A 19,894-nucleotide genomic window follows, 5' to 3' on the forward strand; every position below is an offset into this window, starting at 1 on the left:
GACAAGGAGCAATTGTGTCTAAATTTCTGTTTCCTCTTATCATTTTCATCCTAGCTGGCTTTTTTATTTACCGCACTTGGACAAACCATAAAGTCGCAGATGAAAACTTTGCAAAAGGCCAAGCGTTCTTGCTAGAAAACAGCAAAGCCGAAGGCGTCATTACAACAGAAAGTGGCCTACAGTACTTAGTACTAGAAAAAGGTACTGGTGAAGTCCACCCAACAGCGAACAGCAAAGTAAAAGTACACTATCACGGTACACTTATCGACGGTACGGTATTCGATAGCTCAGTAAATCGTGGCGAGCCGATCTCATTTGGTCTTAACCAAGTGATCAAGGGTTGGCAAGAAGGTTTACAGTACATGGTTGTTGGCGAAAAAATCCGCCTGTTCGTGCCAAGTACACTAGGTTACGGGAAAAGTGGCTCAGGCCCAATCCCACCAGCGAGCGTCTTGATTTTCGACGTGGAGCTATTGGATATCCAATAACCTCTCCATAAACTAAAAAACGCCGCGATAATCGCGGCGTTTTTGTTTTATTGGTTTAGCTTACATCCAACGTAGTCAGTATGCAATCAAACTTACCGTCATCTCATCTTCATACTGCCCAGCGGTGGCTCCGGGTACGGCTTTGTTTTCAAAAGCCATGTTGAATCGAGTTTGATTACCACGTCGAGTATTTAAAAATATAGGGCTATCTAAGTCGATATTCTGCCCTTGCAACGAAGTGGTATAAGGGACCTTGTGAGTGGGTTTCCTAGTATTAACAAGATGGCCGTTATTCAATGAATTTAGCTCGAGTTTAACCGATGCATTGCTAATCACAATAATATCCAACGCTCTATGATTTTGGTTAGTCAGGTTCCCCATATCCACGGTGATTCTCGCCCCCGATACGGAAATGCGAGAGCTAGACTTAGCTTCAATCCTCGCACGAACGAAAGGCTTTATGGTGTAATCAAGGCTGGCATTTTTGACGACTGCGTCCACTTGCTTACCGAACATAGACAGTTCAAAATCAGCTCGATAGTTCCCAGGCTGCATGATTTTACCCTCTGGCACTTGCACCCAAAAATCGACCTGTTTGCCACCACGGTTTGGTAATAAAAAATCACCTTGAGGAGTTCTATTTAAGCTTTTTCTTTGTGCGTTCAAAACTGTCGAATTCACCTTACCTTGAGGCCCTGTAACAACCTGCTGCCAACCATTTGATGGTTTGATGGCAATACCATTTACACAGTTGACCAAGCGGTTATCTAATTCGACTTTACCTTGAAACCACAGGGTGTCAGGTTGCGCCACTTTCAGTTTATACGGCACATCATTGATACTCACTTGAAACGAACCCTCACACTGAGCTTCATTGATATCACTTGCCACCACTGATGAAGTAAAAGCGGTCACAAGCAACATTCCTGCGATTGTTAAGACATCACTGCAACTTATCGTGTTCATCCTATTCACCCTTTCCTTAGCAGTACAATGCACTTGATTACTTGTCATTACTCAGCACCACTTTGATTTCGCCCAAATTAATCAAGCTCGAATCAGATTCCGGAATCGTGATAATGATTGGCTGGGTGCTCAAACCGTAAAGTTGAACCAAGTATTTACCGGGACTCAGTCCTTGAATGAAGAAACGCCCTTGTTTGTTGGTGAAAAACTCAATTTGTTTATCATCAACCAACACACGCCCTTGTCGGTACTCGATAGGTTCACCGCTAAGACGCTTCAAATAACCACTCGCGGTGTATGACGCATCGGAACCTATCGTCAACAAATATCCGGTTGCCGCCGCAGGCATTAGCTCAAGTTTGCCATCCCCCCAGTCATAACCAACGGGAGAATCCACAACGTTATAATCCATCGCATAACGAGCATAAGGTTGCGAGATAGAGACCAGACCATCAATGCTTTGGGTTGCTATCGCTGTCGGCCTTCCTTGGGAGTCTACATCTAGATTCGCTGTCGCTTCCCCCAGTGTTGAGTGTACCTCTGCAACGACAAATGGCCCACTGGTTGCACGCCCCCACCCCCAGTCGCCGTCAACCATACCAATTGCTGTCGCTAAGCGCACTGAAGCTTGGTATTGCTCGGTATCTTCTTTTCTCACCACATCACGACTCACTTCAGACTCGGCTCTGAATCGGTTTGCGGTGTAGCTAAGTTGAGCGCGTTGGGTATCACGAAACTCATCCCGCTCCGCTTCAATTCTCACTCCGTAATCACCGACATAGTTCAAACCTTCATTACTAAAATACGCTCGGCTTCGTTCATTCTCACTGTTGTAAGAGAGACCTATACGATTTCCATGCTCATCCGAATACCAATTGTATTCAAAGGTAAACAAGAAACGCGTATCCGGTTCGTTATAACGCTCGGATTCTTCGTATTCGGTACCAACCCCTACGGTAAAACCACCATGCCGCCAATTGAGCAACACAGAACCTCGCAACTCATCGTCATCCGGCGGAAGTTGCGTGACACGCCCCGTTAAGGTCAGATCTAACTCACTATTGATTTGCCAAAAATAATTCGCGAGATACTGCGTATATGAGTTACCCTCTTGAGACTCTTGCCAAGGCTTACTTTGAAAGTCATCCGATTTTTCAATTGCAAAACGTAAGTTCGGCGACTGGCTTTCGCCACTGCCAAAAATACTGTTCTCGTAGTCAAGAGATGTTATCCACCCATCTTCGTCTGAACTTGCAGAGCTGAATGAATAACGCGCGGTGACATTACCGACTGCACTCTTAAATGTCGTCAATGCACCCCAAATTGCCCCTTCTTGGGCATACAAACCGTTGACTCCTGTCGTCAACCAATCGGTAACACCATATTCGATATAGCCTGTTGCCACCCATTCGTCTTGATACTCAACTTGACGATTGTCATAGATGATTGGTTGCCCAACGGAAAAAGAGTAATCAATCAGACCTTTTTTCAACAGCTTAGCGTTATAAAATTGAGTAAAGCGTAATACTTCCTGCTTACCAGAAACATAGTTAACGACAACCGTAATATCATTCGCACCGTTATCTAAAATCAGATTCTTAAGGTTGTAGCGCCCCGGCTCTAATCGCCCACCAGAAATTCGCTCACCGTTGACATAAACTTCCACTTCAGCAGATTCAAGCAGGACAAGCTGCTGGCTGCTCTCTGGGCTTGTCTCACGATCCGGCTGCAAGTCTGCATATCGACTCTCAACAGAAAAACCGCCCAGTGACATTCCATAAATATGTCCGGACTCACCGCTGATCACATCGCCGACAGATGTGCGCATTGGTAGGTTAGGTTTGTCATAAAAAGCAATCCACTCACCTCGGGAAAAATTTGTTGTTTCGTTATCCGCTTCGAGGTAATTGGCGAAAAGAAAGTTAACACCATTAGCACCACCGATGTTGCCTTGTGACAGCCAATCCAGCGAAGTGTCCCAAGTCTCAACGCTCTCTTGCCAATAATTGTTATAGGCAAAACTAAAACTATTTAACCAGCTTAGCGAGCCACTTTCGGAGGGAACAAAATCGGGGTAACTAGACGATAGATTTATGTCTTGCTCGCTAAGGATTTGCGCAGAGAGGCGGACGTCAATAAACAATGATTCAGTGTTGAGAGTGGCTTCTATACCACGCTCAGCGAGCGTTGCGACATCAACGAATGTTGATGATTCTGAGCCAAAAAACTGCTGCCACCATTCTGGGCTCACTCGCGGCCCAAGCAAGTTTTGAAGCACATCAACAGATACGCGTTCTAGAGCCATACCGTGTATTTCAACAGGGAGATCGCCAAGCTGATTTTGCTCATATACTAGGGGCAAAGAGAGGCTGTAAGAGCTTCCCCATACAGCCCCAGAAATAAGGACAGCGATCGATACGACGAATGCGCGCCACATTGTAACCTTCCGTGTATATCAGTGACGTTATGAAAACTGGGGGTCGTTAGTTCACAAGAAGTGACTCGACGTTCACCAGAACTTTCTGATTTGGTACGAGATATTGCATCGGCAGAACCGGTTCTAATTGTTCCCAGTCCCAACGCTTAGTCTGACCTTGCCAATCAACCGAATAAGTGTGTTTGTTTAGCTCAATAACACTTGAACCTGTATTGCTAATTTTCAGGTTCGGCTTCTTGCCATTGGACACAATGATTTCGCTAGAATAATGGTCTTGCGCATCTTGTGGAGACACAAATACAAGCGCTCCGATTCGGAACAACATTTGTATGGCATCTTTCTCAACTTCATTCGCTTTGAGTGGCAATTGGCTCACGATCAAGCGATAGGACTCTGCCACACCCTTAGGTGCACCAATATATTGCACTTTAATGGTCTGAGATTTCCCCGGTTGAATAAGAACTTGCGGTGGAAAGATCATCAAGTCACCGGTTTCAAGAAGCGACTCTTCATTGTTGAATTCGACCAATCGCTTAACACCAGTCACTTCGATAGGCAGAGGAGCAAGAGAGGTATTGGTTACCTTAAAAAATACCGTCGTCTCTTTCCCTGAATCGGAAAGAAATTGCACCATAGGGAAAAGCTCAAAAGCCAACACTTGGGCTGGCATGTAAATCAAGATAAGAAATAATATTCGAAGTGTTTTCATACAACATAATGGCTGAGGGATAGGCAGAGCTTCCCTCAGCACATTCCTTTCTACATGTGGAATAGAGTCACATACATCGCGCCGCTGTATTCACCCCAACGCGCACCAGCTTGAGGTTTAGAGGTAATTGAAAGCTTGTGCTCATCAGTCATCGTTTTATCTAGGTTGTTACTAATTTCAACAACTTGATGGATACGAGCAACGGTAGTGTCAATCCCTTTGTCTTTTAGCTTAGTTTCACCATTGAAGCTGTACTCCATTGGAATTTCATCTTCATTACTGTTGGTAAAACCGAACGGGTCAACTTGGACAATGCCTTTAGTACCGTATGAGTTGCACCATGTTTTAAAGCCAAATTCTTTGGTGTCAGATGATTTGGTTAAGTCGAAATTAATGACGTCCAAGTTGCCGTAAGTCATCATTTCACAACGCTTAGGCACTTCACCTTTGAACTTGACATAAAAGTCTGCACGACCTTCGTCAGACCCAACGACCCAAGGATTCGCAACGGCACCAGCCGATAAAAGTAACGCCATTGCTGCAAAACCTGCTAAACGTTTCATGATTGTTCTCCTTTACATTTATTCCTGCGGTTTAGACCAAAAGTTGAATTAAGTAGACGAGATAAATTTACGCCTTATTAACTTTTTTCCTATCGGTCATCTGACCAGCAATAATGAAATAAAGAATGAGGAAAGTATCATAAAAAAATAAAATTGATTTAGAACAATAAAAACAACAATTACTCCATCATTAAGGCACCAAGCTGATTACGACTTTGCTTCCCTGTCTTACATAAAATATGTGATACATGAGTTTTAACTGTGCTTAAACTTACGTTCATTTGAACCGCAATCTCCTTATTAGAATAACCTTGAACTAAATATAAGAATACTTTTTGCTCTTTCCCCGACAACTCATATTTCGTACCAAGAACTTCCATGGACAGGCCAGTATTTGATTGCCCTCTTATGATGTTTCTCAAGGAATAAGACATTGCCTCTCGACTAAACCAAAGCTGACCAGAGGTAACCATCCTTGTGGCTTTATGGAGAAGTTCTAACGTCATATCTGACTCAAGCAAGCCACACCACCCCAAAGAAATCAGACCCTTAACACCTTCTAAGTCTTGTTGATTTGCATTCACAAGTATCCAAGCCCCTCCACGTGTAATTGGAGAAATTAAATGAAGAGATGGATTTCCTAGCGTAGAACGATCATAAATAACCAGATCATTTTCACTCAATCCCCAAAGTTTATTGACAGAAGCTTCAATAAAAAATGTATAAGCTTTAAAACTGTGTGAAAGACCCGCAATAACCAACTCAGACCACTCAGGATTTTCTGAAACAACAAAAACCTTTTGTGAGATCTTCATAATGCATCCTTTTAAGGATTGTAATAATTAAAAATAACAATTATAGAGAGTCTGAGTATATTACTTTATTATCAGATTGATATTTTGACTATCTTCACAATACAGTTTTTATTTATCTGGGTTAAATTTCGAAAACAGAAAATAAAAATTAAAACAAAAACGCCGCGATAATCGCGGCGTTTTTTCTATCAGATAAAGCTATACCCAAGTAATCTGAAAGTGATTAGCTGTATTAAGCTTTCGGGTAAAATACCAGTTTATCCCCTTCCACCATGACGCAATCCATGTCCGCGGCATGAGCGGCTTTTTTGCCAAGCTCGGTATCTTCAAATACCACACACTCTTTCGCGTTTAAGCCAAGCTGTTTTGCTGCCATCAGAAAAGTGTCTGGGAAGGGTTTGTGATTTTCTACGTCAGTAGCCGTCACGACTGCGTTTAGCTTCTTCAAGATACCCGCTTTCGTCAGTAATCGCAGTGCACTGTCACGTTGACTGCCAGTCCCAACCGCGATCTTCTTTTCGCCAAAGTATTGGTCAAGAACCGTATTGGTGCAGGAAATGATTTCGCCATGCAGTTCCATCTCTGCAAAGGTTTCCATCTTGAAACGAGAGACAGTTTCAGGATCGAGAGACAAACCATGCTCACGGTTCACTTCACCTACAATTTTGAAGCTTGGCATTCCACCTAAGCTGTGTAACCAGTCTTGATGAAATGGGAAGTCAAATCGATCGGCTGTTGCTTGCCAAGCGGCCAAGTGCGCTGGCATGGTATCAATCAATGTGCCATCCATATCGAAAATCAGACCTTTGTAGGGGCTTAAATCTATCGTGTTCATGTCAATTCTTCTATTTATACATCTCTAGTGGTAATTTATCAGCCATTGCAACAAACCATATTGGCATTTAGTAAACATGCTCAAAATTTCGAACTCCGTCACAATTCAAGACTGGGAAATCCAATTATCCCCCATCCGCGCTCAAGGAAATGGTGGGCAAAACGTTAATAAGGTATCGTCCGCGATACATTTGCGCTTTGATGTACGTCATTCCACATTGCCGGATTTCTATAAAGAGCGGTTACTTGCGCTGTCAGATAGCCGGATCACCAAAGAGGGAGTGATCATCATCAAAGCACAACAATTTCGGACGCAAGAGCAGAACAAAGAAGACGCATTAAACCGATTACAAGCGTTAATCCAATCTGCTAGCCGGACGGATAAGAAGCGTATTAAAACCAAACCAACACGCGCTTCGCAACGTCGCAGACTTGATAGTAAAAACAAGCAAGCGACAAAAAAACAGCAACGCCAAAGAGTGCTGTACTAAAAACGTCAGAGCTAACCATTGGGAACCTTTTTGGGCTCCTTACTTTAGTCAACTATTCAGGACAAGCTTTATGACTATCAGGCACAAGCTCTACTCCCTAGGAGTGATCGCCATTTTGGGTATCGTCACCCTGTTGGCCACCTCGTCACACTTCGCTAACCAAAGCCAAGAGCTCAACCACGCGATTAAACTCGTCGGAGATTTGGAAATCCGATTGCTCAACCTTCGCCGTAACGAAAAGGACTTTTTATTACGCGGCAACAACAAATACCTTGGTAAGTTTGACGGAAACGTTGATAAGTTCCTTAGTACCGAACAAGAATTGGCAGGCATTCTTAACCGTTATGACCTCCCTTCTAGCCACCAATTCAAACAAGACCTATTATCTTATCAAGCTGGCTTTCAAAAACTTGTAGCGGCCTATGAACGTTTCGGATTGGATGACCAAAGTGGGTTGCTTGCACCGTATCAGCAAGCGCTGTCTGAAGCCAAGATAACCGCTAATCACGAACAAGTGATCGCTTTGACTCAATTCGATGAACTCGTAAAAGCAGGCGAAGTTAATGAGAGCCTATTACAAGGCTTATATGTACCAGCATTGATTGAGAGTGCGCATCAGCTTTCCGCTCAGAAACGAACCATAGGCGTTGCTTACAATAAAGGTTTATTGGGCGAGACTCGTGCCCTCTCTCATACTGTGGAAGAACAATTTAAGACGTTCTCTTCAGCACTGACCAATGCGGCTCAAGAACGCGATACTCAGAATGCTATCGTGAAGCAAAGCATCACTGTGCTGGTTTTGGTGGTGATATTTGCCCTTATTATGCAGATATCTCGGTCTATTAACTTACGAGTCAGCAGCTTATTAGCCACGATAAAAAACATCAGTGAAAGCAACAATATGGGTTTACGTTCTGAGCTAAAAGGCAAAGATGAGCTGGTAGACATTAGTCACCACTTAAATGATCTATTAGATAAACTAGAACACTTAATCCATGGCACCCAAGAAAAGTCCGCACAGTTATCTGCTAGCACAGACAACATGCACCGCGAACTTGAAGGTGTGATGGAGCAATTCCACGCACAAGCTGACCACACCTCTTCTATGGCAACCGCTGTACAGCAAATGGTGGCGACAATTGGAGAGATTTCAGAAAGCACATCCGTCGCTGTAGAGGGCGTCCATCAAGCCGCAAGCAACGCAGAACAAGGTCGTACTGTCGTCGAGGCTACAGTAACGAATGTCGGCCAGTTAACGGGCATTCTGTCTAATAGCCAACAATCGATTGGTTCTTTGAACGAACACGTTGCGAAAATTGGTGGTGCAGTCAACATCATCCAAGACATTGCAGAACAAACTAATCTACTTGCTCTCAACGCGGCAATTGAAGCGGCGCGTGCTGGCGAACAAGGACGCGGTTTTGCGGTCGTTGCAGATGAGGTTCGTGCATTGGCAAGCCGCACACATCAATCGACAGAGGAGATTACTCGCGTGGTGTCAGACATTCAATCGCAAATGTCGATGGTGGTTTCAGATATTGATCAATGTAATGACCAAGGGCAACAAACTCTATCGGCATCAGGACAATTGGATTCCAGCTTACAACAAATCATTGCCGACATGAACGCGATTCAAGGCAACTCGGAGCGCATTGCATCAGCTATTGAAGAGCAAGGCATTGTGATGAACCAAGTCAGTGATTCGATCACCGAACTGAATGTAATTTCCGAAAATAACATGCAGTCAGCCCAAGAATGTTTGCACGAGGTGAACTCGGTTTCTGCACAAGCTCATGATATGGACGATGCCGTCGCTAAATTTAAGACACGCGACGTATAGACAGCGACAATCACTAAGCATTCTGTGAATACGCCAGTTTCGCTCTGCCTTCATCCTAGTGAGAGTATAGGGATGTTTAAAGTGCTCAATAACTTCGACCTAGCGTCACAAGATTTGAGCCCATATGAAAACGTCGAAGATTGGAGCAAGTGCCAAGAGCTTGGCAACTGATGCCTTTTCACTATCAACGTCAACAAAAAGCCCGAGGCACTCACATGCATCGGGCTTTTTATTTTCAGAGTGAACTCAGCGTTTATTCATCATCAAGAGGAACAAGCTTGGTACTTCCGCCATGGATTTTCTCACGCTTTCTCTGTACCAATGCGTAGAAGCCTGGTATCAAGAAAGTACCCGCTAGCAGCACGCAGAGTAGCCCCCCTATCAACGAGATACCCAACGAGTTCTGACTCACGTGACCTGCACCCGCCGCAAAGATCAACGGGAAGATACCCAAGATGAACGACCAAGAAGTCATGTTCACCGCACGGAAACGCAGTTTACCACCTTGAACAGCCGCACTATCGATATCCACATCTTTCTCTTCACGCTCTTGCTTGGCGAATTCCACAATAAGGATTGCATTCTTCGCCGCGAGCGCTATGAGTAGGACGAGACCTATCTGCGCGTACAAGTTGAGAGGTGTGCCTGTTAGGTTCAATGCGAGGAAGGACCCCAACGTCGCTACTGGCACCACTAGGATAATTGCAAGTGGAATCGTCCAACTTTCGTATTGCGCTACCATGAACAAATAAATGAAGATCAACGCCAACGCAAACGCATAAATCGCTTGGTTACCCGCTAGCACCTCTTGGTAGGCCATGCCCGTCCATTCGTAAGTGTAACCTTGTGGCAGAACTTCTGCCGCAACGCGTTCCATTGCTGCAATGGCATCACCACTTGAGTAACCCGGAGCTGGCTGACCTTGGATAATGGCACTGCGGTACATGTTGTATCGCCATGCTACATCCGGTTCAAACACTTGCTCATAACTCACTAGCGTACTCAACGGCACCATATCACCACCAGAAGAACGAACGTGGAAACGCTCTAAATCTTCCATGCTGCTGCGGTGTTCACTGTCTGCCTGCATCGTTACGCGGAAGTTTTTACCGAACATAGTAAAGTCATTCACGTAAAGTGAACCAAGGTTACCTTGTAGAGTTTGGAAAATAGACGACAGTGGGATGCCTAACTGTTGCGCTTTTTCACGGTCAATGTCGACGTAGTAATGCGGAACGTTGGCACGGAACGTACTGAAAGTGTAAGCAATTTCAGGCGCTTGGTTAGCAGCCTGAATCATCTCGCCCATAACCATTGATAGGTCTGTACGGCTACGGCCTAGCGTATCTTCAAGTACGAATTCAAAACCAGATGCCGCACCCATACCCGGAACCGCAGGTGGTCCCATGGCAAAGACGATAGCTTGAGGAAGCTCCATTGCAGCTCGACCGTTAATACGGTTCGCAATCGCATTGGCAGAGTGCTCTCCATCTAAACCATTTCGCGTATCCCAATCATGCAGTTTGATAAACAGAGACGCACCGTTTGATGCTGCGGCACCTGTCATGAATGAGTATCCATTCGCAACGGTAACACCATCCACGCCCGGTTCCTGTTCCACCATCTTCATCAGATCATTTGTCACTTCCTCAGTACGAGAAAGCGAAGCGGAATCTGGAAGTTGCACGTTAACCAGCAAGATGCCCTTATCTTCTTGGGGTACAAACGCCGTTGACGTCGTTTTCGCAAAGAAGGTTACTGCAGCAACCGCAACAAAGAAGAAGGTGATCAGTAGGATCGACTTCTTCACTAGGAAGCCCGCAATTTGACCATAGCGCGCAGTCACTCGCTCAAGACCACGGTTAAACGCTTGGAACCAGTTTGCCGTGTTGCCACCACCCTGTTTCAATACCAACGAACATAACGCTGGAGACAGTGTTAGTGCGTTAATCGAGGAAATAACAACTGAAATACAGATGGTCAGTGCAAACTGACGATACATGATGCCAGTGATACCCGGAAGCATGGCAACTGGAAGGAATACTGCTAATAGAACCAAAGTCGACGTAACAATTGGACCCGTCACCTCTTTCATTGCGATCAAGGTTGCTTTACGCGGTGAAATACTCGGGTCTTTCGCCATCGTGGTATCCACGTTTTCGATAACCAGAATCGCATCATCTACAACGATACCGATAGCGAGAATCAAACCAAACAGCGTTACTGTGTTTATGGTGAAGCCTGTGGCCTGCATGATGGCAAAGGTACCAATAAGCGACACCGGAATGGCCACCACCGGAATTAAGGTTGCACGCGCACTCCCCAAGAACAGATAAGTCACTGCGATTACCAGCAAGATTGCTTCAATCAGCGTTTTGACAACACCCTTAATCGATTCGGCAACAAATACGGTTGTATCGTAACTGGTTTCGTAAGCCATACCTTCAGGGAAGTTTGTACTTAGGCGATCCAGCAAGTCCATGACCGCCTTACCACTTTCCAGTGCATTCGCATCCGATTGCAAAGACAGCGCCACGATAGAAGCGTCTTGACCACGGAACTTACCGTTACCGTCGTAGAACTTTTTACCAAGTTCAACACGAGCAACGTCTTTCAGGTACACCGTTGAACCGTCTGAATTAGCACGAAGAACCACGTCTTCGAACTCACTCACGCTTTCCAAACGACCTTTGGTCACTAGGTTAAACTGAACTTCTTGCGGATTATTGTAAGGCGCAGCGCCAACACGTCCTGCAGCAACTTGAACGTTTTGTTCAGCTAACGCCGCGTATACGTCGCTCGTGGTTAGGTTGAGGTTGGCCATCTTCTCTGGATCCAACCAAACACGCATTGCGTATTCACCACCACCGATAACGTTAACCTCACTGATGCCCTTGACGCGCGCAAGCTGATCTTTCACGTTCAGGTTGATGTAGTTGATAAGGAACTTGTCATCATACTTACCATCTGGCGAGTAGAAGTTCAGAACCATCAACAGGTCCGGAGAACGCTTTTTCACCGTGACACCAACCATACGCACTTCTTGAGGCAACTTGGACTCAATCTGTGACACTCGGTTTTGCACGTTAACCTGAGCCATGTCTGGGTCTGTGCCTACATCAAAGGTGACATTTAGGCTGTACGAACCGTCATTCGCGCTTTTCGAAGACATGTAAATCATGTTTTCTACGCCATTGACGGAGGTCTCTATGGGGTCGGCTATCGCCTGTTCAACCACTTCGGCACTCGCGCCAGTGTAAAACGCCGTCACGCTCACCGATGGCGGGCTGATTTTAGGATATTCAGCAACGGGTAGGATCGCTAAAGAGATGGCACCTGCCAACGTCAAAATGATCGAAATTACCAGTGCAAACTTTGGTCTTTGTATAAAGAAACGACTTAACATTCCGCCTCCTACTGCTTGTCTTCAGCAGGTGCTTGAATGCGCACTTCTACGCCGTTACGCACACGTTGCAGACCTTGTGTAATGACCGTATCGTCCTGTTCTAGACCTTCATTAATGATGATGCCCTGCTCGACTTGTGGACCAAGCTTCACATTGCGACGTTCAGCAACATTACCTTCTGCCGTCACCATAACGAAGTCACCTTCGAGGTCAGTTTGAACCGCACGACGTGGTACAACGATCACGTCTTTCGCGTTTTTATCACGCAAGTTCACTTTAATATGCTGACCAGGAAGTAATTTCTGTTCTGGGTTTGGCACCAAAGCACGCATAGCAATCGTACCCGTCTGAGTATTGATACGGTTACCCAAGAAATCCAACTGACCGAGATGCTCGAAGTACTCGCCGTTTTCAAGTTCAAGTTGAACCTCTACCCCACTCGACTCAGCACTCCCATCACCTTTGATACGATCCATTCCAAGCGTTAAACGCTCACGTTCGCTCACGCTGAATGAAGTATGTACTGGGTCTAAGCTAACCAGTGTAGTTAGGATGCCAGAAGATGGAGAAAGTAGATCGCCCGTACTTACTTTACTGTCACTGATGCGACCGCTAAATGGCGCTCGGATTTGCGTATAAGAAAGGTTAACTTCCGCCAGTTTAAGCTGCGCATTTGCGGCTTCCAATTCAGCACGAGCACCAAGTAACGTTGCCGTTAATGCATCAAACTCGGATTGCGAAATACTGCCACGAGGAAGCAAGTTTTTGCCGCGTTGGTGATCAAGCTCCGCTTTTTTCAATGCTGCTTTCGCTTGAGCTAGTGCTGCTTTAGCACTCGCCACTTGAGCTTCGAAAGAAGAAGGCTCTATGGAGTACAACAGCGCTCCTTTTTCGACCATTTGACCTTCGTCAAAATGGCGAGCTTCGAGGTAGCCGGAGACTTGTGCCGTAATATTCGTATCTTCTACTGCTTCAATGCGGCCGATGTAAGATTTACTCGGCTGGTAGTCGATAATTGTGACATCCTGAGTCACAACAAGAGGAGCTTGGCTCCCCTTCTGGGCATTGTTTGCTTCTCCGCATCCCGCGAGGATAGCTGTTGCCGCCATTAATGCGACGAGTGGTTTCTTTTGCATGTATATACCGTCTTTATAGAACAGGATTCAATTGACAATACCCTAACCTTACAGGGAGCTTTGTCCGAAAACTTCAAGAGAAATAAGGGAATGTGTTTCAAAGTGTAAGCTGATGAAACGACTCGCAAACATAGTAATAATGGCGCTAAAAATGTTGCGATCATGTTCGTGGTTTAACATGAAAATCATCTTGGTAACTCACTTCATCATTGCCATTTTTTTACGCAATCATTGTTATATGAGTTAATAAAGTGAAAACTTCGTTGAGAGGAAGCATGATTTGACTATTTTTTTAAACAGAATGGGTTATCATGCAATTAATTCAAAGCTTTCGACCGAGGATGAGTATGATTTCTAAATGGGAGAAACGTTTTTACCAAATGGCTGAGTTAGTGGCGTCTTGGAGTAAAGACCCATCTACACAGGTCGGTGCGGTAATCACTAAACAGAACCGCATTGTTTCGGTAGGCTTCAACGGCTACCCACATGGCGTGTCTGACAGCGTTGATACAGATGAACGTGAGCTAAAATACCTCAAAACACTACACGCAGAAGAGAATGCGATTCTGTTCTCTAAACGCGATTTAGACGGTTGTGATATTTGGGTAACCCACTTCCCTTGTCCAAACTGCGCAGCAAAGATCATCCAAACCGGGATCGCTCGAGTAAGCTGTCCAGAACAATCAGAAGACTTTTTGTCTCGATGGGGTGACAAGATTCAAGTGAGCCAAGATATGTTTGACCAAGCAGGCGTTGAAGTAAACTGGTTACCAGTAAGCGACATTGAAGAAAAAGATGTTCGCTAATTCTGATTAAGACGCCAAAAAATAAGAAAGCCCAGACACTGTCTGGGCTTTTTGTATCTAGCGTGACACTTAGCTATGCTTCTTCGCGGTAAGTTCAGCAATTTTCACAATGACTTGTACTGATTTCTCCATCATTTCTACCGAGATAAATTCATGAATGCCATGGAAGTTATAACCGCCGGTAAAGATGTTCGGACAAGGTAAGCCCATAAATGATAGGCGCGCACCGTCTGTACCACCGCGTATCGGTTTAATAAGTGGCTCCACATCGCACTCTTCCATCGCTAATTTAGCGAGTTCGATAATGTGAGGGTAAGGCTCTACCATCTCTCGCATGTTGTAATAGCTGTCAGTTAACTTCAAATCAACCGAGCCATGCTTCAGCCCCGCGTTCATGTCATCGACTAGCTTCTGCATAAAGGCTTTACGGCTTTCAAGTCCTTCACGATCGAAATCACGGATGATGTAACCTAGCTCACTGCGGGCGACACCAAGTTCACCAGATTTAAGATGAAAGAAACCTTCGTAGCCTTCTGTCGTTTCTGGCGTTTGATCTTCTGGCATCTGCACTTGGAATTTCGCAGCCAAGTTCATAGCGTTAACCAGTTTACCTTTAGCAGTACCTGGATGAACACTTACGCCATGGAAAATAACATCTGCACTGGTCGCGTTGAAGTTTTCGTATTCCAATTCTCCTTGAGGGCCACCGTCGATAGTGTATGCCCATTGCGCGCCAAACTTTTCTACATCGAACAAATCAGCACCGCGACCAATCTCTTCATCGGGAGTAAAGCCGATACAAATATCACCGTGTGGGATTTCTGGGTTTTCGATCAACATGGCAACGGCAGATAGAATCTCTGCAATACCCGCTTTGTTGTCAGCGCCAAGCAACGTTGTGCCGTCAGTGGTAATTAGGTTGTGGCCATGAAGTTCATGCAGATCTGGATACTGCACCGGAGAAAGCACTTCATCACCTAGACCAAGAGCGATATCACCGCCTTGGTAATCTTCAATAAACTGGGGATTTACGTTTTTGCCTGAAGCATCAGGCGCGGTATCCATGTGAGCAATAAAACCGATAGCAGGCACAGCGTAATCAACATTCGACGGTAATTTTGCCATTAGGTAACCGTTATCACTCAAGGTTACGTTGCTCAATCCGAGTTCCTGCATCTCTTTCTTTAAATGCTGAGCAAAAACTAACTGACCGCCAGTACTTGGGCAGGCGCTCTCGTGGGGATTTGATTGAGTATCGAACGTGACGTAGCGAAGAAATCTTTCAACTAAATGCTTCATAATTATTCTCATTGTTTTGGGTGAAGGCCCGCACAAGGGATACATGGGTGTGCGAGGATCCTATCCAACATGGTTCGACAAGCCATGTTACGCTCATGCCACAATAAGAATTTGCTTTGAATCAGTTTTTCATCAGAAAGTGCTGGTATGCCCTACCAGCACTCACACTAACAGATTGTTTTATCGAGTATTAATTCAGTAGTTCTTCAGCAAGCTCACGCCATTCACGAATTTTGCCATGAAAATGTCGCCATTGTTTATCACTCATCGATTGGGATATATCTAGAGTGAATTGATCCGTCAGTTCGATATTACGATCAATATTGTCCCTCAATTGATCACTATAATAACTTTCCGGCTCGAATAAGAGCTTCATGAATACCTGCTGGTAAACAACAGTGTTGGTTTTATTTTCGAAAAGGTACTCTAACTCCTGAATTATTGACGAGCGGTAATCTCGCCATAACGGACTATTTATAATCACCTCTTTAGAAAGTTGTTTCGCGCGCACTTTTTGCTGGTTAGATAATTTACCAAGCCACTCTTCCATCCACTCTTCTGTATTCTCTAAGACAATTTCTCGCAGCTCTTGTTCCGTTTTCCCTGCGTATTTTTCATCTCTTTCTTTGTAACGCTCTTTTACACTGTCGACAAACTCCGATTCTTGCTTAGTGTCTAACTGCATACTCAGCGAGAAGAGGTCCGGCGCGGCTTTCGAGACAAGACGTTGGTAGTGGTCTCGCATTTGATCTCGGTTCGCTTGCAATGACTCTAGCGTCACGTTGTCTTTATTCAGTGACTCTAATTGTTTTAAGTGATCGATATATAAAGGTAATTCTTCCTCTTTATGCCAATCGGCCAGTAATAAAATACGCTCTTCAAGCAACGACTCTTGCTCTCCATCAAGAGAAACGTAATCGTCTAAATATTCAATCACAACCCAGTCTATATTGCTGTATAAAAACTTTTTTGCACATCCGGCTAACAACACAATAGATATCAATACAAATCCATATCGAACCGCTTTATTGGATAAACTTTTAAATTTCATCACCGATCCATATTCCCTTTTTTATTGATTAAGTTCTATACTCACCCTAAATCACTTAGTATTGCGGCAAACTTTCGTCAGTATGGCAAAGTCTTTTTGCCACCCTCGTAGTATATAGAGTTTGAAATTAACTTTTTTATCACAACTATCCGCAAAAAAGTGAGTTAGTGCGCAATTATCGACCAAAACATGAACGAGACGGCGTTCCTTAAATGGCATATAAATTGCATCAATAACAACAGGATAGTTTATGGAGGCGTAGCATGGCTGCTGCTGAGCAACTTGATACGATTGTAGAGTACGAAATTCGTTACTTTGAACAGGGGAAAATACACAGTATGAGAGTGGTCGCGGAAGATAAGAAAGCGGCACATCATTACTATTTAGAGTGCGGTAAATACAATAGCGATTTGTACTCTATTCGCCCAGACAAATAAAAAAACCGCCTAAATTTGGGCGGTTTTTGCATCTAAAGCACTCAGAGTAAGTTACTTAATTTCACCAAAGCGCTCTAGGTAAAGCACGGTTGCTGCAGTACGTGAAGGTACTTTCAGCTTTTTGAGTAGACTCTTCATGTGTACTTTTACCGTCGACTCAGAGATAAACAGGCGATCTGCGATCTGTTTATTACGGAAGCCACGTGCTACCTCTTGCAGGATCTGTGTCTCGCGATCGGTCAGCGAGTCAAACACATCCTCTTGTCCTGAACGCTCGTTCAAGTATTTCGCAACCGCTTGGCTGTAGGCCTTGTCACCTTCATGTGCTTGTTTTAGTAGCTCAACTAATTCATCTGGCTCGGTATCTTTTAGTAAGTATCCGTCTGCTCCGCTACGCACAATCGCTTCAATATCCGCAGGGCTATCAGAAACCGTCAGGATTACAATGCGAGCTTCACAACCATCGGCACGAAGTGCTTTAAGCGTGTCCAACCCAGACATGCCTTTCATATTCAGATCCAGAAGCACCAAATCCAGCTCAAGTTCGTGAGCTTTTGCGACCGCATCCGCACCACTACTGGCCTCTGCGATAACTTCAAAGTCTGACTCAAAACTTAGCAACTGATGAATACCACGTCTCATGAGTGGGTGATCGTCCACCAGCATTACTTTACACACTGTCAATGTTTACTTCCTTACTATGTTGGAATTCTAGTCTCACGATACAACCATCATTTTTTTCTGCCTCTATACTGAGGTCGGCGTGCAATCTTGCAGCACGTTCTTGCATGATACTCATACCATAATGATTTAATTTCTCGCTCTGTTGATCAAAGCCTATACCATCATCGGCTACGGTCACTGTGACTTTCCCACCAGAATCAAGACATTGGATCTTAATATTCTTAGCTTGAGCGTGTTTTATCGCATTTATTGTCGCTTCTCTGATCAACTGTAGTAGATGCACCTGTTGATGCGCGTCTAATTCCGTTGATGAAAGCTTATTATTCAAAGAGATTTCCGCTGTTGTTTGTTCGTCTAACGTCGCGACCATTTCTTGAAGCGCTTGCCCAAAACTGCCTTCTTTGATGGTAAGACGGAAGGTGGTCAAAAGTTCACGTAATTGGGTGTACGCGGCTGACAATCCGGTATCAAGCTCAGCAATCACCTGATTGGTTTGGGCTATCGCTTTCTCATCGGGAATATTCTTCACACTGCGTTTAAGCAACGAGACTTGTATTTTTAAATAAGACAAAGCCTGTGCTAAAGAGTCATGCAACTCTCGGGCAATGGTTGCTCGCTCTTCCATCAACAACAACTGCTCGGCTTGTCGCTGCGCACGATTGTAATATACCGCACGAGATAAGATTTGGACAAAGTTGCCAATCAATGTTTCATTTGGGCAAGGTAATCCGGCTTTCCAATGTAAATAACCAAGATGCTCACCATCTAACGTTAATGTCTCACTGTGACAATCGGTATCACAACCGTGTCGGCACTTTTCCCCTTCAGTCAGTATCCAATTTGGCTCACCAATTTGGTCAATTTCAAGCTTAACTGCACGAATTCCTTCCAAACTTGCAATATGTTGTAAAATCGCCTGAAAATTTTCTTGATGAATACGTGACGCCGTCAGCTCTTTTGACGAATCGTAGAGTACTTGGAGCGACTGATTTGCGTGTTGTAACTTGCGAGTTTTCTCATCAACCGCTTTTTCAAGACCACGATACAAATTGCCTAGATCCATCGCCATCCGATTGAATGTTCGGGTTAAAATGCCCATCTCATTGTCACTTGATACATTGAGAGACACATCAAATGAGCGGTTTTTAATCTGCTCACTTGCCGCTACCAAAGCGCGTAACGGCCTTACCACTTCTAACCGAATAAAATGCACAACAAACATGCTTGCGCACAGAATCCCGCCAAGCCCCAACCCACCAATCCATGCTAGGTTGATGAGTTTTTGCTCAGAATAGTTTTGTAGCTTAAAAACAAAGGCATCAATTTGTTGAACAAAACCAGCGACTAAAACCAAGTATTGAGTCCGATCTTGGCTCTTTAATACCGATTTAAGTTCATGCCAACGCAGAATCAGCCGGTAATAGTCTTTTGTGATGTCTTCGGGCACCGTCCAATGCTGAAGCGCTCTCATAGAATGTGAATAGATTGAAGCTTCAAATAAATCAATGTGTGAAGAATAATCAACAGATTCACTTTGAATATCATGAGCTAACCGATAACTCTGCATTCGCATTGAACCAGCAACGTTTACTGCCTCTGCATCGTTCAAGCTTGATGCTAAAGTGAAAATAGCAAAGCCAGTAGTCGCCACAGAAAGAAGTAAAATCAACATCATGGCAGATGCAATTGTACGTGTTACTGACTTTTTCACATTTTTAAACAACTCTGAACTCCGCTCATTTGATAACCATGTTTGCCTTTATACAACACGTATTATCTTTCAACTTTATCAATATGTGATCACCTGCGTCGGAATTTATTGATCCAAAACAATATTGCATTCGAATTACCCCCTAAGAGGTATTTATAGATATATGTCAAAAACTACAATTTCGTGTACTTAAATGACAGTTTATTAATGAAATTGTGGAC

At 44.4% G+C, this 19,894-nt stretch carries 17 protein-coding genes; 5 read left to right on the top strand and 12 right to left on the bottom strand.

Going from position 1 to position 19,894, the window contains the following annotated elements; all coding sequences use genetic code 11:
- Window positions 1-14: 14 nt before the first annotated feature.
- The gene (locus L1076_RS02490) at window positions 15-488 is read left to right on the top strand and encodes an FKBP-type peptidyl-prolyl cis-trans isomerase (RefSeq protein WP_038881814.1); all 474 of its coding nucleotides are present in this window, start codon (window positions 15-17) and stop codon (window positions 486-488) included.
- Window positions 489-563: 75 nt separating this feature from the next.
- On the opposite strand, the gene L1076_RS02495 is transcribed toward L1076_RS02490, so the two are convergent.
- The 6 genes from L1076_RS02495 to L1076_RS02520 form a co-directional block, all read right to left on the bottom strand.
- Window positions 564-1,502: a hypothetical protein gene (locus L1076_RS02495; RefSeq protein WP_237303077.1), complete on the bottom strand. Its 939-nt coding sequence runs from the start codon at window positions 1,500-1,502 to the stop codon at window positions 564-566.
- Entirely contained in the window at window positions 1,492-3,891 is a 2,400-nt protein-coding gene (locus tag L1076_RS02500; RefSeq protein WP_237303078.1) for a fimbria/pilus outer membrane usher protein, read from the bottom strand. Before L1076_RS02500 ends, L1076_RS02495 begins: the two co-directional genes overlap by 11 nt.
- Before the next feature lie 46 nt (window positions 3,892-3,937).
- On the bottom strand, window positions 3,938-4,600 hold the full coding sequence (locus L1076_RS02505; RefSeq protein WP_038881816.1) for a fimbria/pilus periplasmic chaperone: 663 nt from the start codon (window positions 4,598-4,600) through the stop codon (window positions 3,938-3,940).
- A gap of 50 nt (window positions 4,601-4,650) precedes the next feature.
- Window positions 4,651-5,163, bottom strand: coding sequence for a hypothetical protein (locus L1076_RS02510; RefSeq protein WP_039978069.1), 513 nt, complete (start codon window positions 5,161-5,163; stop codon window positions 4,651-4,653).
- Window positions 5,164-5,342: 179 nt separating this feature from the next.
- A complete protein-coding gene (locus tag L1076_RS02515; protein ID WP_237303079.1) occupies window positions 5,343-5,978 on the bottom strand; it encodes a response regulator transcription factor in 636 nt (211 codons plus the stop codon).
- A 232-nt stretch (window positions 5,979-6,210) separates the two neighbouring features.
- On the bottom strand, window positions 6,211-6,813 hold the full coding sequence (locus tag L1076_RS02520; RefSeq protein WP_038881819.1) for a beta-phosphoglucomutase family hydrolase: 603 nt from the start codon (window positions 6,811-6,813) through the stop codon (window positions 6,211-6,213).
- A 76-nt stretch (window positions 6,814-6,889) separates the two neighbouring features.
- Between L1076_RS02520 and arfB the strand changes: the two genes are divergently transcribed.
- A complete protein-coding gene (gene arfB / locus L1076_RS02525) occupies window positions 6,890-7,303 on the top strand; it encodes an alternative ribosome rescue aminoacyl-tRNA hydrolase ArfB (protein WP_038867424.1) in 414 nt (137 codons plus the stop codon).
- 70 nt (window positions 7,304-7,373) lie between these two features.
- On the top strand, window positions 7,374-9,143 hold the full coding sequence (locus L1076_RS02530) for a methyl-accepting chemotaxis protein (RefSeq protein ID WP_042604497.1): 1,770 nt from the start codon (window positions 7,374-7,376) through the stop codon (window positions 9,141-9,143).
- 253 nt (window positions 9,144-9,396) lie between these two features.
- Here L1076_RS02530 and vmeZ read toward each other — a convergent pair whose 3' ends face one another.
- Both vmeZ and vmeY read right to left on the bottom strand, forming a co-directional pair.
- Window positions 9,397-12,549, bottom strand: coding sequence for a multidrug efflux RND transporter permease subunit VmeZ (vmeZ, locus tag L1076_RS02535; protein WP_039978065.1), 3,153 nt, complete (start codon window positions 12,547-12,549; stop codon window positions 9,397-9,399).
- 8 nt (window positions 12,550-12,557) lie between these two features.
- Window positions 12,558-13,685 carry a multidrug efflux RND transporter periplasmic adaptor subunit VmeY gene (gene vmeY, locus L1076_RS02540; RefSeq protein ID WP_038867417.1) on the bottom strand — a complete coding sequence of 376 codons (1,128 nt, stop codon included), beginning with the start codon at window positions 13,683-13,685 and terminating at the stop codon, window positions 12,558-12,560.
- A 347-nt stretch (window positions 13,686-14,032) separates the two neighbouring features.
- On the opposite strand from vmeY, the gene L1076_RS02545 reads away from it, so the two are divergent.
- Entirely contained in the window at window positions 14,033-14,491 is a 459-nt protein-coding gene (locus L1076_RS02545) for a cytidine/deoxycytidylate deaminase family protein (protein ID WP_045398369.1), read from the top strand.
- Window positions 14,492-14,560: 69 nt separating this feature from the next.
- Here the strand turns inward: L1076_RS02545 and pepT are convergent, their stop codons facing one another.
- Together pepT and L1076_RS02555 are read right to left on the bottom strand one after the other, a co-directional pair.
- Window positions 14,561-15,790 (bottom strand): peptidase T, encoded by a 1,230-nt coding sequence (gene pepT, locus L1076_RS02550; RefSeq protein ID WP_042603276.1) that lies wholly within the window; start codon window positions 15,788-15,790, stop codon window positions 14,561-14,563.
- 190 nt (window positions 15,791-15,980) lie between these two features.
- Window positions 15,981-16,841: a DUF6279 family lipoprotein gene (locus tag L1076_RS02555; protein WP_038877598.1), complete on the bottom strand. Its 861-nt coding sequence runs from the start codon at window positions 16,839-16,841 to the stop codon at window positions 15,981-15,983.
- 263 nt (window positions 16,842-17,104) lie between these two features.
- Here L1076_RS02555 and L1076_RS02560 point away from each other — a divergent pair, with 263 nt between their 5' ends.
- Window positions 17,105-17,278, top strand: a complete 174-nt coding sequence (locus L1076_RS02560) for a hypothetical protein (RefSeq protein ID WP_038867409.1) — start codon at window positions 17,105-17,107, stop codon at window positions 17,276-17,278.
- A gap of 51 nt (window positions 17,279-17,329) precedes the next feature.
- Here L1076_RS02560 and L1076_RS02565 read toward each other — a convergent pair whose 3' ends face one another.
- Window positions 17,330-17,962 (bottom strand): response regulator, encoded by a 633-nt coding sequence (locus L1076_RS02565; protein ID WP_227740525.1) that lies wholly within the window; start codon window positions 17,960-17,962, stop codon window positions 17,330-17,332.
- The gene (gene narQ, locus L1076_RS02570; protein ID WP_104037475.1) at window positions 17,949-19,685 is read right to left on the bottom strand and encodes a nitrate/nitrite two-component system sensor histidine kinase NarQ; all 1,737 of its coding nucleotides are present in this window, start codon (window positions 19,683-19,685) and stop codon (window positions 17,949-17,951) included. The genes L1076_RS02565 and narQ overlap by 14 nt, the downstream gene beginning before the upstream one ends.
- Between the last annotated feature and the right edge of the window lie 209 nt (window positions 19,686-19,894).

This window comes from Vibrio sp. MMG023 (assembly GCF_021654215.1).
Taxonomy (GTDB): Bacteria; Pseudomonadota; Gammaproteobacteria; order Enterobacterales; family Vibrionaceae; genus Vibrio; species Vibrio jasicida.